Genomic DNA, 13,576 nt, shown 5'->3' with positions numbered 1-13,576 from the left:
AGCCTTTTAAGTGGACTTACAAAGGCAAACCGTTATGTGATTGAAATACTGGCTTTATTTACGCCGCTCAGTACTAGGTAATTGGAAAGATGCCGATCTCGAAACTAAACGACTTTTACTGGAGATATCTGGGCGAGAGCGAGAAGGTTGGTTATTGGCTGAAGATGCCAAAAGTATCTCTCCCCAGGCTCTAGCCGCGATCGATCGACTGTGGGTTAAATATAGTAACGGTCGCTTTGGATTTAGCGTTCAACGAGACATTTGGCGTCAGCTCGGTTGTAAATCATCCGACAATATGCAGCAAACAATTAGCGAGAATAAGTTTGGTGAATTTGTACGGTGGCGTGTCGGTAGTAGATGGTTGTCTGAGTGGGATGACTTTAATTGTGACTTGCAAGCTCCGCCAGGAAGTTTGCCACGAGCGTATATTTTTGCACTAAGTGGTTGGTGGAGCTTCTCTAAGGGCTGGACTGGTTACTTTATATTGAATTTCGATCGAATTATTTTAAAGCTTTAATAAGATTCGGAACTCTATAATCGCTGTGGCTGTCAAGGGTGATTTAGCCAATGTCGAAAATATGAAGACTCGATCGATCGCGATTATTTTGTGCTGTCTCATCCTTGCAACTGCCACCGCACAAGCCCAGCCAAACATTGTCACCAGCGCACAAGTTAACGGCACTTGGAAATCTAAGTTTGGCACTTTTAAGATTTGGGCATTGGGCAAACAACGCCTCCAAGTTGAGTTTTCGGGTACTTACGAATACAAGCTAGCCAATGGGAGTCCGATGGCAAATATGGGCACGGGTAGAGGCATTGCTACGATTCAAAATCGCACGGCGATATTTAAACCGGAAGGTGCAGAAGCTGAATGTGCGATTACGATGAATTTTGTAGGTGGCGGATTGAAAGTAGAACAGCAAAGTAACTGCGGTTTTGGGCATAATGTTTCCGCAGCAGGGCAATATCGCAAGATAAGTGCGGGCAGACCGCAATGGCTCTCTCGTATTTATGGCGATCGTTTAATTATCTTATCAACAGGAGTAAAGGGTAAAGGGTAAAGGGGCAGAAATCGATCTACAAGGATTTTGGTATTCCCTATTCTATTTAACCCAAAATGTCAGGAAAGCAACCGCAATTTGATGAATAACTTAATAGGGTAGTAACTAAGCCCCACATAGCCGATTAGCTATTTGAGAATGTCAATAAAAATATTATCGAGCTATGATTGCCAATTTTATTATAAAACTCGATCGGATATGATACAGCACAATCGCAGATATTCTCAATCGATCGCAATGTTAGCGACGATTGGTTTACTAAGCACAATTTTAATCGGCTGTACGAATGTTAATACCTCTAGCGATCGACAATCGACAGAATCTAGAAGTAGCACTAAAATCGATACACCCATTCAAGATGTTCGAGTCGAAAATAGTCAAAAAGTTGAAATTAAAGGCAATAATAATGTTCGACTCAATAGCAAAACTTCTACAACTACTAGTGACGGAGTAGTGACTCGATCGGAATCGATCGAGAAAAATACTGAAATCGCACAGACAGATACATCGTCAAATAAAATTGTAGACGGTCGTTATTGGGTAGGCGCGACAGACCAGGGTTTAGAAGTTAAAGGCGATCGATATCGCTATGATACTGAGGGTGGAGAACAGCAGTGGGAAGATATTTCCGATCTAAAATACGTCAAGAATGGCGTTATATTTGATGGGAAAACTTATTGGTGTTTGTCTACACTTGCACCCAGTCCGATTACAGGATGTTCTGCAAATGGATGGAGCCGTTAATCTAATTGATAATTAATAATTGATAATTGATAATTGATAATTGATAATTGATAATTGATGGCCGATTGCCAAGATTTTGATGATGAAGCTTCTACACAAAACCGAGCTGGTTCGTAGTCGTTAACAACAGAGACAAGTGGTGAATTATGAAACATATATCTAAAATTGCGATTATTCTTAGTACGATCGCCTTGAATATTCCGTCTGCGGTCACTGTTGCTAGAGAAGAAGGGCTAGTTAAATTGCCTAAAAAAACAAACGCGAGTTGTGAAGCTTCGATTAACTCAGTTAAGAACCAATTGATTAAAAATGGCTATTTTAGTCTCAAGCCGACGGCTGGACTATCGGGAGAAGTATTTAAGTCTAATATTCAGATAGACAAAAATAGAATCCGCAATAGTTATTATGAATATCCAACCGCTCGACCAGAATTAGTTTCGATTCATCTAACTAGCGATAGTAAAAAAGTCTTAGGAACTTTCAGTCGATCGCCACAATTAATGGTGAATCTGGGTGCCCAAATTATTGCTGGATGCGATCGAGTCGGGATGGTTGAATTTAGTGCTCCTTGGGAGGAGTTTGTCAGACCAGTGGGTTATTTTAACGATAATACAGTACGCACTTTTTCTTGGATAGAAAATAGAGATGAAGCTGAAATTAGATCTGGTAAATACCCAAATCAACGAGTAGTCGTTACGCCGACTGGTTCGATGTCGATGTATAAGTGGGGATATTATTACTCACCCTAAAGATCGGGATAGAATCGATACAATTGGAACACTTCTTGATTTTGACGATCGTTAAATTGTGTCGCAGAGCAGTAGCATTGACGATCGATAGACAATTGCGATCGATTTGTGTATCATTTTGTGGCACGATATGAGTGCGAGATTTGCGATCGTCAGCATCGAGAATAGAAATTAATGGCTCAGTACAAACACGACCGATTTTTTAAATTTTATCTGCGTTCCTTATATCAATCCAAAGGCGAGACAATTCAAAACATCCAAGTCCGAAATGATGAAGATCTGGAAATAGATTTTATGTTTGTCGCTCAGTCGGATAAATTTGGCTGGCAACAGGAAGATTTAGGTTTATTCGATGCGTTGATGAAAGTTCATCCAACCATTATTATCGAGCATTACAGTGGATACGCTCAGGAAAAGCACATCCACAAATCCATCACACGCAAGAACTTGTATTGGGAGCCGAAACAAGCAGAATTAGCCACAACACTAAAACAAGCGCAACAGACGGCTAAATATCAGCAATTATCTCCCGAATCGCTCCAGCTCATCGACAACCAAAATCCGTTTACGTGGATTTTGACTGTCAATTGTAGTCCCGAACTATTAGAACTATGTGGAGCTAAACCGCATCCAGAATTCGGTGTCGGCGTATATGAAACAGTCAAACTTTTGCGGATGGGAATCGTCGTTATCGAGCAGTTAGAATACAGCTCGGAAACCATGTGGTTGAAACTGTTGGGGAATAAGGATTCCGCTCGACGAGCGTTTGAGGGCATCGATCGGTTATCGCCAGAGCGAAGGGAGAAAAATGATACAATACGGGCAAGCCTCAAATATTGCGTATATCTCAAAGACTTACCAGCAAACAGTTTAAGTGCAGAGGAGCAAGAGTTTATGAAAACGATGGCAGAGATCGATGCTTGGTACGATGCCGAGATGGATAAGGCGGAACGGAAGGGCGAACAAAGAGGGAAACTAGAAGGTAAACTGGAATTTGCAACCAGAGCGATTGGTGTGAAGTTTCAGGGATATGTACCAACGGAAAAGGTGACGAGTCAACTCGCGGCTTTGAATGAGCAGCAACTCGACGATTTGATTGTAGGGATGTTTAGTTGGCAGACGGTGGCTCAGATGGAAGAGTGGCTTAGTTCAGTTGATAGTTGATAGTTGAAAGATCGAAATCGAATGATCTCTGAAATACTAGAATCAATTCGCTCGATAGTAGAGATCGAGAATGCTATAATCGATCTCAAAAATCGGATGCAGTTATTGCTTCACATAGTTTTAGAGCGTCTACACTAACCTACTTTTCTAAAGATGACATTAAAAGAAATAGTTGATGTTTTTAGTGCCTTGCTAACGCCAGTTACTACGATGATAACAGTCTATATTGCTTGGCAACAACATAAAGTCAGCCGTTCGATCCTAAGAAAAGATTTGTATGAAAAGCGACTCAGAATTTACCAAGTATTTATGTCATACTTGAGTGAAATAGCCCGTAACAGAAATGTTAATTATAATCGTGTTATGCAGTTTTATGCTGAATCTAGTGAATGCGAGTTCCTTTTTACTGCTGAAATTGTGAAAAAAGCTGATGAACTTTATCAAAAAGGAATAGAGTTCAGCCATCTAAACAATCAACTTAATCCTTCTGATGGCAGTAATGGACTTTCTGTTGGGGAGCAACGCTCTATAGTAGTACGTGAAGAGTCGGAATTATATCGATGGTTCACGGATCAAATTTCTAATACTCGTGAGCTACTTAGAGAAGAGATGTCAATACAGGAAAGCAGGATGCCATCGTTAGTTACATTGAATATTCAGAAAATTAATCAGAAGAAGTAGGGTGGTTATTCCTCTAAATCTAGGTGAAAAATTCTAGCGACGTGCTTCTATTTTATGTAGGCTAATTTTATTTGAGAACACAAACTTTCACAAACTCGATCGCTTACTCTGGCAATTTATATCGATCGACAATTTTCTTCGCAAACTCTGGGACGTGCTGCTCTAACTTTTCAGGATAATTGCGTTTGGTAAATAGATAATTGCGGGTAAAGTGAGAATCGATCGAGAACCGTGCATATTCCAATCCTTTGGGGCCGATTTTATCGATGATGACACCCATGATTTTCGCTACCCACATTGGTAATGTGACTGCTTTATCGTAGGCGGGAATACTTTGTTGAACTGCGGCTGTACGATCGCCTTTGGACATGACAGCTTGAGTTTCAATAGCATTATTTACTAAATCTAACATCTGTTGGCCGCGATCGTTTCTAACTACGATCCATTGCCAGCCATAGGGTGCGCCCATATAACCGACGACTAAATCGGCGAGGGAGTTTACATAGTCGAAACAGCTCAAACAAGATGGTGCGAAGACGTCTTTTAATTCTTTGGTATTCAAGCCGAAGAAGGGGACTAATTCTGTCGAACCGTCTTCATGTTTGAAGTGGACGTTAAAGTCCTGCATGAATTCATAGTAAACTACGGTTTCGGGCGATCGACTGGTAGTTTCTAAAAACTTTTGTAAGCCCGCACGGGTGACGTTATCTGTACAGGGGGTACCGAGGACGTATAGTTGCTCTAAGCCTAATTCTTTCTCGACGGCGCGTAAGGCTTGGATCTGACAGCCGACGCCGATGACTAATAGCTTCTTCAAGCCCGATTCGGCGATTTGTTCGAGGATCGATAGGTTGGGTGAGAGGGTGGGTTTGTTGACTTTAGCCGCGAGGATTTCTTCTCTAGTCCGCGCGATTATCGGCATTGGTGTAAAACGATCTTCGGGCGTGTTTTGGACGCAGACAACGCCTTCTACTAGTCCCTGCTCCAACATTTCGATCGCGATCGTGCTGACGATTCCCGTCCACTGGGCACCAGGAATCGGTTCGATTTTGCGCGCTGCCATCATCTGCTGATGGACGCCAAAGTATAAGTCATCTTCTTTGTCTAAATCCCGACTGCGCCCGTGGGTTTGAGTCTCCAAGGTAGGAATCTGCTGATTGATAAAAGCACAAGCGGTTTTGACGTAGTGGATATAGTGGGTATCGCACAACCCGCATTCGCTGCATAGTTCCTTAGCAGGGCGTTTGCTATTGGGTTTGAGAGCTTTGGCTTTCTGGTGTTTGGGCGCAGCAGTCATGATGGAGACTCGATCGATTGTCTTGTTATTTTATACGGAAATTCCCGGTTCTCGATCGGACTTAGTTACATCACTATTTAATTGGTTTTGGCAGGTGCGGCAATATGCGATCGTTTTGACGATGGGGGATTGAGGGTGCGGAAATATAGACCCCCGATCGAGATCGTAAATCTGATGTAAGCTAGTGCTGGGACTAAGTAGAGTTTGTCGGTGTAGCCAAATAACGCACTCAACAACAAGCCTGAAGATTTATCTTCTGCAAGGAATTTGCTGGCATTCCAGACTAAGCCACTCAAGTTACAAGAATACACCTTAGTAAATTTTTCATAGCAAACGCACATGCCAGCCGACTATCGCGCTGTGTGCGGTGATATCGTCGCTGCGTCAAAATATCCCAATGACGATACCACCAAACCCGACACGATTAGCAATAATAATAGGCCGATCGCCTGGAAAAAGCGACGGATATTAATAACAAAAGTCACCTTCATCCATTAGATAACATTTATGTCAGCTCGGATGCTCTGTAGAGTTATGCGCGTCGCGGGTATGAAATGTGAATAATTATTTAATAAAATTTAAAATATAGTCAGCGGTAATCTTTGCCTTTTCCAGATGCGGAACGTGCCCGCAATTATCGATCCATTTGAGTTGAGATTTTGGTAAATGTTTCTCGAATAATTCTGCGGCTTTAGTTCCCAGGATGCGATCTTGCTTACCCCAGAGAATTAAAGTCTCTTGCTGGATCGCTGGCAACCTGTCGAGCAAATAACCATAGCCACCGCTACGAGTAAACGCAATCAAAGCTTCGCTCCAATTCGGCATTTCTAAATGCAACGCGGCGCATAATTGTGCGTCTTCAGTCACAAAGGATCGATCGAAATAAGCCTTCTCGCTAACACTTTGACGTACCTTTGGACTCGCTAAAAAGTTAGTGGCTAAATTGCCCAACGGTTGGATTAAAAACTTACCCATCGCTGGTGGCTGAGTGAAGCCAGCACTATCAATTAGGATCAGTTTATCGACGGCTGCGGGATTCTTGAGGGTAAATTCGATCGCGGCAGCACCACCCATCGAGACACCGACTAAGATTATCGGTTGCTGGATCTTTGTATGCCAAAATGCTTCTAGATGAGTGCGGATACTGGCAGAACTAAACGGGCAATCGGGCAATCTTTCGGTAAAGCCAAATCCTAAGAGATCGATCGCCCAAACTTCTCGATGTAGTGCAATAATTGGGATAATTCGTCGAAACTCCAAGATCGAACTATCGAATCCATGTAAAAAGACGATCGGGATTCCACCCGCGCCCTGACGCACATAACTAGTCGCGATCGATTGAAGGAGTAAGGATGTGATAATGTCTGTGCGTTGAATTTGACTGGCGAACTCGATCGATTCTGGCTCTGTAAGTCGATCGACACTACTAGGTAAAAAACTTGGAAACATCAGTGGTGAAAAGTTCGCGCGGGCGTCAATAAGTGTCATCCATAACATTTTAGCTGGGACTAACGATCGTGCATCAGCAAAAACAGACTCTGCGTCGCCAATTTATCCAGCAGCGACAAGCTTTAGCACCAGAAGTGTGGCAAATGCACAGCGACCGCATTTGCGATCTCCTCGCCAATTGTCCCCAATTTATCGAGGCACGGACGATTTTGGCGTACCAAAGCTGTCGCCAAGAGCCAAATCTCAACTCGTTATTTAAAGCTACCGATAAACAATGGGGATTGCCTCGATGTGTGGGTAAAGATCTACTCTGGCACCACTGGCAGCCTTCAGAACCGTTGGTAACTGGAGAATATGGAATTTTAGAACCGAGCGCAGAATTATCCGTGCTAGCAGCTAGTAACATCGATCTAATTCTGGTTCCGGCTGTCGCGATCGATTTTAATAATTATCGCTTGGGTTATGGCGGTGGTTATTACGATCGCCTCCGCGCCGATCCCGATTGGCGCAAGATTCCGACGATCGGAATTATCTTCGATTTTGCCTATGTGGAATCACTGCCGATCGAGCCTTGGGATCTGCCACTAAATGCCGTATGTACGGAATTGGGCTTATCTAGCTGGGTAACTCAATTATCCTGCTAAACCTTTTTAGCAGTTGTGGTTTCTAGCTCTTGCAGCAGTCCACTACATGCATCTACCAGCAAGTCGATAACATAATCAAAGCCTTCGGCACCGCCATAATAGGGATCGGGAACTTCTTTATCGGGATGCTGGGTAGCAAAGTCACACATCAGTTTAACTTTGTCGCGATATTGCCCTTGAGGATCCAGTGCGAGGATATTGTGATAGTTTTCGCGATCCATCGCCAAAATCAGATCGAAGGCGGTAAAGTCGGCTTTGGTAAATTGCCTAGCTTTGCCAACCATCGGCAGATCTCGGTTGGCGGCGGCAGCTCGCATCCGTCGATCGGGTGGATTGCCAGTATGATAGCTAGCAGTTCCGGCTGAGTCACACTCGATTCGATCGCTCATTCCGGCTTGGGCTACCAGGTGATTCATAATATTCTCGGCGGCTGGCGAGCGACAGATATTACCGAGACAGACGAAGAGGAGTTTCATGGGGAGTTGGGAGTTGGGAGTTAGAAGTTGGGAGTTGGGAGTTAGGAGTTGGGAGTTAGGAGTTGGAAGTTGGGAGTTAGGAGTTGGGAGTTGGGAGTTAGGAGTTGGGAGTTGGGAGTTAGGAGTTAGGAGTTAGGAGTTGGGAGTTGGGTTATTACCAGTAACCTAATCCTCTAAATCCTTAAATCCTGATTTGTCTTATTTGGATTGTTGGCGGAGTCGATCTATCTCATCGAGATAATCCGGGATGGGTTCTCCAGTGGCGATGCAGGCGGCTCGATCGACAGCAATTGGATCGGTGCCCGCAAATATCTTACCAAACTCGATCGTCCGACCGCGATCGGGTTTCCAATCGGGGCTAATCATGCGGAGATCGGCATCGACGACTGCGCCGTCGAATAGATGTCCGATGCAGAAATAGACATCTTGAAGGACTAGAGGGACGGATGGTTTGTGGAGTTGTCCGCGCGAATTGAGACTGCGAGCGTGATATTTCGATCGCGGGAAGAGTCCGTAGAGATTTTTGAGCGATGCCGAAATTAGTGGTTTATCTTTCAGCATCGTGCGCTTGAAGGTACCGATCGTAATCCGACAGTCTACTTGCTGGAGGAGTGCGGGTGCCCACATCGTCTGAAATCGGACGGGAGTGGGGGAGAGGTTGGGGTATTCGACTAGTGGGAGCGTATCGGCATCGAGCAGTTCCATGCGATCGTCTAGCAGCGCGTACAGCCCATTTTTGCTGGCAATATCGTGAAGACTCATGGGAGAACAGACGCCTTCGACGATCGAGATTTGGGCGTGGGGGCTGGCTTGACGGAGGGCTTGGAGGACTTTACCCAAAACGCCCATACTGACGGTAAATGGTGCTCCCAGGGGGTAGCCGAGATTGGGTTTGACTAAAATATGTCTGGCGTCCCGAGCCGAGGGCGGCGGTTGATAAATAAACGATCGAGTTGGAGCCGTATGAGTGTTGGAAGTGGGATTATTCACAAAATCGAGATTACAATACTAAAACTAGAGTGCCGACGACAATTAACAATCCGCCGACGATAACTTTAGACGTGAGCGGTTCTTGGAGAAAGAGTGCTGAAAACAGAATTACCATCACAACGCTAGATTTATCGATCGGCGCGACTTGGGCAGTTTTACCTAACTTTAGTGCTTGAAAATAAAACAGCCAAGATAAGCCAGTCGCCACCCCAGAAACTATCAAAAAAATCAGCGATCGAGGGGAGATCGTAGCTAATAAAGGCAGCTTGCCTTGTGCCAATACGATCCCCCAGGCAAAGAACAAGATGATTACAGTTCGCACGGCTGTTGCTAAATTAGCATCGACATTGGCGACCCCAATCTTGGCAAAAATGGTAGTTAATGCAGCAAAGAAAGCTGCAAGCAAAGCATAAATCCACCAGAAATTGAGGTTATCTTCCATGAATTAGTTTGTCAAAATAGGATAGTAGTCTCAATCATGAGACGGCGATCGATCGTATAGAGCGGTTAGTTGACAGATCCGACCTAGAGTTTGAGATTGAGTATCTTCATCGCTCGCTAGCATCTATCCACTATTAGTTTAACCATATGCGATCGTCTGGATCGCTCGGTATTCAAGATTTGACCCCACGCCTCTACGTTTCCCACCTGCAAAGCCAAAGAGTCACTCATCGATCGTCGGGTAGCTCGATCGTGGTAGTGTCGAAGTACTCGATCGTTTACGTAGTATTGCCGATCGGATTATTGCCGTGCGTGTGGAGATCGGGAGTACCGATCGAGAGATACACCACAGACGGTGGAAAGAGTTAGAATCAGATATTCATTTGGAGATTATCGACTCACCCTTTCGATCGGTTCGACCACCTACCTGTCTATTCTTAGCAGCATGTCAAACTTAGATTTTCCCTCTACCTATCGTTCGCCCCAAACATCTCGGTTGGGATATTTTTACGATCGACCGGGCACGATGCCGGGACAGCTACATCTGAGTGAAGATGCACCACCAGCAGAGCTAGTATCGATCGATTACGATCGAGATAACTTTTCACGGACAGTTATTAAAGATCCCGAAACAATTAATGAGTACTTGAAAACGCATACTGTCTCCTGGATCGATGTTTTAGGATTGGGAAACAATGCGACATGGGAAGCTTTAGGTTCGATCTTTAACCTACACCAAATGTTAGTTGAAGATGTCGTCAATGTACCACAACGCCCGAAAGTTGAAGACTATCAAGACCAATTATTAATTATTGCGACTATGGTCATCCTCAATCCAGAGCGAACTGGATTCCTCAAGGAGCAAGTTAGTTTAGTTTTAGGCAAAAATTATCTCCTCACTGTTCAAGAAGAACCGGAGCAAGACTGCTTTCACGGAGTTAGAAAACGCATCGAATTCGATCGTGGTATCGTGCGTAAGCAAGGCGCAGACTATCTGGCTTATTGTTTGCTAGATGCGATCGTCGATGGCTTTTTCCCAGTCTTAGAATACTACGGAGAATTAATTGAAGAGTTAGAAAATGAAGTTATTACCCGTCCCAGTCGATCGACATTAGAAAAAATCTACAAAATTCGCCGCGAATTATTGACAATCCGTCGAGCAATTTGGCCGCAACGAGATGCTATTAATTCTCTAATTCGCGATGGTAGCGAGCTGATTAGTAATGACGTCCAAGTATACCTGAGAGATTGCTACGATCATACCGTCCAGGTCATGGATATGGTTGAAACCTATCGAGAACTTGCAACTGGATTGATGGATGTCTATCTCTCGGCAGTTAGTAATAGAATGAATGAAATTATGAAATTACTTACTGTTGTTTCGGCAATCTTTATTCCCTTAACATTTATTGCTGGCGTGTACGGGATGAACTTTGATCGATCCAAATCCCCATTTAATATGCCTGAATTAGGCTGGTATTGGGGTTATCCTTTTTGTCTGGCTCTGATGGGAATTACCGCTGGTAGTTTGGTATTTTTCTTTTGGAAACGCGGTTGGTTTAAGTCAGTAATTTGAATTAGTGAATAGTGAATAGTGAATAGTGAATAGTGGATAGTGAATAGTGGGTAGTCACTTGGAACTGCGTTCCTCACCCATTACTCATTACTCATTACTCATTACTCATCCACCCATCCACCCATCCACTCATCCACTCATCCACCCCACCCCCCATGACTCCTCGCGTATTAGACTTACAAGATTTAGGCTGGGCATTTGGTTTAATTGCGATCGCGATCGGTTTGTTACGATGGCAAGGCGTGGGATTGGCGGGACAAATTGCGATAGCAGCGGCGCGGGCGTGTTTGCAGTTATTGGTGATGGGTTTTGGATTGCAGCTCATCTGGCAATTGAATAGTCCGCTAGTAACTATCGGCGGTATCGGTGCGATCGCATTAGCGACGACGATCGCTGCTAGCAATCGGATCGGCGATCGAATGAAGAATTTAGCACCGATCGTCGGTGGAGCTATCTGTACGGGGTTAATTGTGGCCGTAGGATACACGATTTTAGTCGTAATTAAGCCGACTAGTTGGCAGCAACCGCAATATTTACTCGCCTGTGCGGGAATAAGTCTAGGGTATTTACTCAATAGTACGGCAATTGCCGGAGAACGTGCGATCGGGGAGATCGAGCGACATCAAGCTGAGATCGAAACTCGGCTGAGTTTGGGTGCCACTCCAGCCCAAGCGATCGCGCCTTATCGTCAAACAGCGATAAAATCGACTTTAGTACCCACGATCGATACTTTGGCAATCTCTGGTTTAGTGACGATTCCGGGATTTTTGGCGGGGGGATTGTTAGGTGGAGTTCAACCCGTGAATGCTGCTGGCTATCAGATTGTCGTACTATTTATGGTGATGGCAAGCAATACGATCGCTGCAACAATAGTCACTAGTGCAATTGCCAATCGTTATTTCAATCAATACGCACAACTACGCTCTCTAGATTGAAGCCAAGGATGACATCGAGCTAAATTAGTTGGCGACTATGCGCCCGAACTAGCGTTAAAATTATAGTAAACCGAACCATTTGCCAGTTCGACTTTGTAAATCAAAAGTATAGTCAGCAATCGAATAATATTGTCAGTTTATTAAATTTGCTAATTATGAAAACATTGATAACTTTTAAAATTATAACTGCACTATCGATACTCATTACTCTATCGATCGTTACTGAAGATCGGGCGATCGCCGATAATCTGTTACCAGTTGGCATCAAGGATAGTTTCAACCTAGCTCAAAATCCTCAAAAACAGGCTGATGCTCTGTTTAATTCTGGCAATCAAAAGTTAATTCAGAAAAATTATGCTGGGGCAATCGCTGACTTTTCTCAAGCGATTCAGATCGTTCCTGACTTTGAAAAAGCTATTTACAATCGAGCTGTTGCTTACGACCTTTCTGGCAATCGCCAGAATGCGATCGATGATTACGATCGGGTAATTAAGTTAAATCCTCGGAATGTAAATAGCTATTTTAATCGAGCGGTTGCCAAAGCCAAATTTGGCGACAAACAAGGAGCTTTGAGCGACTATAATCGCGTCATCGAAATCGATCCAAAATCTACCGATGCTTATCTCAATCGGGGCAATCTTATCCAAGCATCGGGCGATCTGCAAGGGGCGATTGCTAACTTTTCGCAAGTACTCAACCTGCAACCCAATCGAGCTGATGCTTATCTGAACAGAGGCTTGGCTAAATACCAGTCAGGCGATCGTCAAGGCGCAATTGCCGATTACGATTTGGCAATCAAAGCAAATCCTAATTACCATCTAGCCTATAATAACCGAGCATGGGCTAAAGCCGATCTGGGCGATAATCGAGGTGCGATGGCCGATTACGATCGAGCGATTCAGCTCGATCCTAATTATTATCTGAGCTATTACAATCGAGCAAATCTCCGGCGCACGCTGGGCGATGAATCGGGGGCAATCGCTGACTACGATAAAAGTATCAAACTCAAACCAGACTATGCTTTTGGATATAATAATCGCGGACTAGCGCGCAAAAAAATTAAAGATTTGGCAGGAGCGACGAAAGACTTTACAAAAGCGATCGAACTCGATCCTAATTTTGCCGAAGCATATTACAACAGAGGTGTGGTTCGTCAGGCTCTCAAAGAGCGCGGCGGTGCTGTCAGCGATCTGAAGACTGCGGCTCAACTATATCAGCAGCAAGGTAGTAAAACCCAATCTACAAATGCCCTCAACTTAGCTCGGCAAGTTCAAAATCAGAAGTAATTCATCGGTGCATTTTCACAGACATTATAGACTAGTACTAGATGGTGGAAATTAAGCTATTATTTCTTGCCCCCGCTCCCCAC

Annotated in this window: 19 protein-coding genes; 12 read left to right on the top strand and 7 right to left on the bottom strand. The window is 44.2% G+C overall.

Annotated features, from left to right (window positions below; all coding sequences use genetic code 11):
• Nucleotides 1-40 precede the first annotated feature (40 nt).
• The 3 genes from C7B77_RS10810 to C7B77_RS10800 all read left to right on the top strand — a co-directional run bounded on the left by C7B77_RS10810 (nucleotide 41) and on the right by C7B77_RS10800 (nucleotide 1,805).
• Nucleotides 41-517: a GUN4 domain-containing protein gene (locus tag C7B77_RS10810; RefSeq protein ID WP_245894155.1), complete on the top strand. Its 477-nt coding sequence runs from the start codon at nucleotides 41-43 to the stop codon at nucleotides 515-517.
• A 25-nt stretch (nucleotides 518-542) separates the two neighbouring features.
• A complete protein-coding gene (locus C7B77_RS10805; RefSeq protein WP_181243806.1) occupies nucleotides 543-1,061 on the top strand; it encodes a hypothetical protein in 519 nt (172 codons plus the stop codon).
• Between the two features lie 237 nt (nucleotides 1,062-1,298).
• Nucleotides 1,299-1,805: a hypothetical protein gene (locus C7B77_RS10800; RefSeq protein WP_146138263.1), complete on the top strand. Its 507-nt coding sequence runs from the start codon at nucleotides 1,299-1,301 to the stop codon at nucleotides 1,803-1,805.
• Here C7B77_RS10800 and C7B77_RS29860 read toward each other — a convergent pair.
• On the bottom strand, nucleotides 1,802-1,960 hold the full coding sequence (locus tag C7B77_RS29860) for a hypothetical protein (protein WP_181243805.1): 159 nt from the start codon (nucleotides 1,958-1,960) through the stop codon (nucleotides 1,802-1,804). The genes C7B77_RS10800 and C7B77_RS29860 overlap by 4 nt on opposite strands.
• Between C7B77_RS29860 and C7B77_RS10795 the strand changes: the two genes are divergently transcribed.
• The 3 genes from C7B77_RS10795 to C7B77_RS10785 all read left to right on the top strand — a co-directional run bounded on the left by C7B77_RS10795 (nucleotide 1,952) and on the right by C7B77_RS10785 (nucleotide 4,399).
• Entirely contained in the window at nucleotides 1,952-2,554 is a 603-nt protein-coding gene (locus C7B77_RS10795; RefSeq protein WP_146138262.1) for a hypothetical protein, read from the top strand. The two genes, C7B77_RS29860 and C7B77_RS10795, sit on opposite strands and share 9 nt — an antisense overlap.
• A gap of 174 nt (nucleotides 2,555-2,728) precedes the next feature.
• Entirely contained in the window at nucleotides 2,729-3,718 is a 990-nt protein-coding gene (locus C7B77_RS10790; protein WP_106304006.1) for a hypothetical protein, read from the top strand.
• Nucleotides 3,719-3,871: 153 nt separating this feature from the next.
• Nucleotides 3,872-4,399, top strand: coding sequence for a hypothetical protein (locus C7B77_RS10785; RefSeq protein ID WP_106304003.1), 528 nt, complete (start codon nucleotides 3,872-3,874; stop codon nucleotides 4,397-4,399).
• 103 nt (nucleotides 4,400-4,502) lie between these two features.
• On the opposite strand, the gene C7B77_RS10780 is transcribed toward C7B77_RS10785, so the two are convergent.
• Nucleotides 4,503-5,696: a Coenzyme F420 hydrogenase/dehydrogenase, beta subunit C-terminal domain gene (locus C7B77_RS10780; protein ID WP_106304001.1), complete on the bottom strand. Its 1,194-nt coding sequence runs from the start codon at nucleotides 5,694-5,696 to the stop codon at nucleotides 4,503-4,505.
• A 77-nt stretch (nucleotides 5,697-5,773) separates the two neighbouring features.
• Nucleotides 5,774-6,037 carry an FTR1 family protein gene (locus C7B77_RS10775; protein ID WP_181243804.1) on the bottom strand — a complete coding sequence of 88 codons (264 nt, stop codon included), beginning with the start codon at nucleotides 6,035-6,037 and terminating at the stop codon, nucleotides 5,774-5,776.
• Between C7B77_RS10775 and C7B77_RS29855 the strand changes: the two genes are divergently transcribed.
• Nucleotides 6,036-6,194: a hypothetical protein gene (locus tag C7B77_RS29855; RefSeq protein ID WP_181243803.1), complete on the top strand. Its 159-nt coding sequence runs from the start codon at nucleotides 6,036-6,038 to the stop codon at nucleotides 6,192-6,194. The two genes, C7B77_RS10775 and C7B77_RS29855, sit on opposite strands and share 2 nt — an antisense overlap.
• Before the next feature lie 66 nt (nucleotides 6,195-6,260).
• On the opposite strand, the gene C7B77_RS10770 is transcribed toward C7B77_RS29855, so the two are convergent.
• Complete coding sequence (locus C7B77_RS10770; protein WP_106304014.1) at nucleotides 6,261-7,145, bottom strand: alpha/beta fold hydrolase; 885 nt, start codon at nucleotides 7,143-7,145, stop codon at nucleotides 6,261-6,263.
• Nucleotides 7,146-7,213: 68 nt separating this feature from the next.
• Between C7B77_RS10770 and C7B77_RS10765 the strand changes: the two genes are divergently transcribed.
• Nucleotides 7,214-7,789 (top strand): 5-formyltetrahydrofolate cyclo-ligase, encoded by a 576-nt coding sequence (locus C7B77_RS10765; protein WP_106303998.1) that lies wholly within the window; start codon nucleotides 7,214-7,216, stop codon nucleotides 7,787-7,789.
• On the opposite strand, the gene C7B77_RS10760 is transcribed toward C7B77_RS10765, so the two are convergent.
• The 3 genes from C7B77_RS10760 to C7B77_RS10750 all read right to left on the bottom strand — a co-directional run bounded on the left by C7B77_RS10760 (nucleotide 7,786) and on the right by C7B77_RS10750 (nucleotide 9,697).
• Nucleotides 7,786-8,265, bottom strand: coding sequence for a low molecular weight protein-tyrosine-phosphatase (locus C7B77_RS10760; protein ID WP_106303995.1), 480 nt, complete (start codon nucleotides 8,263-8,265; stop codon nucleotides 7,786-7,788). The two genes, C7B77_RS10765 and C7B77_RS10760, sit on opposite strands and share 4 nt — an antisense overlap.
• Before the next feature lie 198 nt (nucleotides 8,266-8,463).
• Nucleotides 8,464-9,255, bottom strand: a complete 792-nt coding sequence (locus C7B77_RS10755) for a DUF362 domain-containing protein (protein ID WP_106303992.1) — start codon at nucleotides 9,253-9,255, stop codon at nucleotides 8,464-8,466.
• A 10-nt stretch (nucleotides 9,256-9,265) separates the two neighbouring features.
• On the bottom strand, nucleotides 9,266-9,697 hold the full coding sequence (locus tag C7B77_RS10750; protein WP_106303989.1) for an EamA family transporter: 432 nt from the start codon (nucleotides 9,695-9,697) through the stop codon (nucleotides 9,266-9,268).
• Between the two features lie 146 nt (nucleotides 9,698-9,843).
• Here C7B77_RS10750 and C7B77_RS29175 point away from each other — a divergent pair, with 146 nt between their 5' ends.
• From C7B77_RS29175 to C7B77_RS10735, 4 genes are all read left to right on the top strand, one after another.
• A complete protein-coding gene (locus C7B77_RS29175) occupies nucleotides 9,844-10,065 on the top strand; it encodes a hypothetical protein (RefSeq protein ID WP_146138261.1) in 222 nt (73 codons plus the stop codon).
• A gap of 76 nt (nucleotides 10,066-10,141) precedes the next feature.
• Complete coding sequence (corA, locus tag C7B77_RS10745; RefSeq protein ID WP_106303986.1) at nucleotides 10,142-11,272, top strand: magnesium/cobalt transporter CorA; 1,131 nt, start codon at nucleotides 10,142-10,144, stop codon at nucleotides 11,270-11,272.
• Between the two features lie 155 nt (nucleotides 11,273-11,427).
• The gene (locus C7B77_RS10740; protein WP_106303983.1) at nucleotides 11,428-12,207 is read left to right on the top strand and encodes an ABC transporter permease; all 780 of its coding nucleotides are present in this window, start codon (nucleotides 11,428-11,430) and stop codon (nucleotides 12,205-12,207) included.
• A 155-nt stretch (nucleotides 12,208-12,362) separates the two neighbouring features.
• Nucleotides 12,363-13,493: a tetratricopeptide repeat protein gene (locus C7B77_RS10735; protein WP_106303980.1), complete on the top strand. Its 1,131-nt coding sequence runs from the start codon at nucleotides 12,363-12,365 to the stop codon at nucleotides 13,491-13,493.
• Nucleotides 13,494-13,576 lie beyond the last annotated feature (83 nt).

This window comes from Chamaesiphon polymorphus CCALA 037, from assembly GCF_003003845.1.
GTDB lineage: Bacteria > Cyanobacteriota > Cyanobacteriia > Cyanobacteriales > Chamaesiphonaceae > Chamaesiphon > Chamaesiphon polymorphus.
This window is presented reverse-complemented; position numbering and strand designations above follow the sequence as displayed.

What these genes read in the sequence shown, in the direction of transcription:
- C7B77_RS10800 (WP_146138263.1), top strand. Translation starts at nt 1,299, where the DNA reads ATGTTAGCGACGATTGGTTTACTAAGCACAATTTTAATCGGCTGTACG.
- C7B77_RS10795 (WP_146138262.1), top strand. Translation starts at nt 1,952, where the DNA reads ATGAAACATATATCTAAAATTGCGATTATTCTTAGTACGATCGCCTTG.
- C7B77_RS29860 (WP_181243805.1), bottom strand. Translation starts at nt 1,960, where the DNA reads ATGTTTCATAATTCACCACTTGTCTCTGTTGTTAACGACTACGAACCA.
- C7B77_RS10790 (WP_106304006.1), top strand. Translation starts at nt 2,729, where the DNA reads ATGGCTCAGTACAAACACGACCGATTTTTTAAATTTTATCTGCGTTCC.
- C7B77_RS10785 (WP_106304003.1), top strand. Translation starts at nt 3,872, where the DNA reads ATGACATTAAAAGAAATAGTTGATGTTTTTAGTGCCTTGCTAACGCCA.
- C7B77_RS10780 (WP_106304001.1), bottom strand. Translation starts at nt 5,696, where the DNA reads ATGACTGCTGCGCCCAAACACCAGAAAGCCAAAGCTCTCAAACCCAAT.
- C7B77_RS29855 (WP_181243803.1), top strand. Translation starts at nt 6,036, where the DNA reads ATGCCAGCCGACTATCGCGCTGTGTGCGGTGATATCGTCGCTGCGTCA.
- C7B77_RS10775 (WP_181243804.1), bottom strand. Translation starts at nt 6,037, where the DNA reads ATGTGCGTTTGCTATGAAAAATTTACTAAGGTGTATTCTTGTAACTTG.
- C7B77_RS10770 (WP_106304014.1), bottom strand. Translation starts at nt 7,145, where the DNA reads ATGTTTCCAAGTTTTTTACCTAGTAGTGTCGATCGACTTACAGAGCCA.
- C7B77_RS10760 (WP_106303995.1), bottom strand. Translation starts at nt 8,265, where the DNA reads ATGAAACTCCTCTTCGTCTGTCTCGGTAATATCTGTCGCTCGCCAGCC.
- C7B77_RS10750 (WP_106303989.1), bottom strand. Translation starts at nt 9,697, where the DNA reads ATGGAAGATAACCTCAATTTCTGGTGGATTTATGCTTTGCTTGCAGCT.
- C7B77_RS29175 (WP_146138261.1), top strand. Translation starts at nt 9,844, where the DNA reads ATGCGATCGTCTGGATCGCTCGGTATTCAAGATTTGACCCCACGCCTC.
- corA (WP_106303986.1), top strand. Translation starts at nt 10,142, where the DNA reads ATGTCAAACTTAGATTTTCCCTCTACCTATCGTTCGCCCCAAACATCT.
- C7B77_RS10740 (WP_106303983.1), top strand. Translation starts at nt 11,428, where the DNA reads ATGACTCCTCGCGTATTAGACTTACAAGATTTAGGCTGGGCATTTGGT.
- C7B77_RS10735 (WP_106303980.1), top strand. Translation starts at nt 12,363, where the DNA reads ATGAAAACATTGATAACTTTTAAAATTATAACTGCACTATCGATACTC.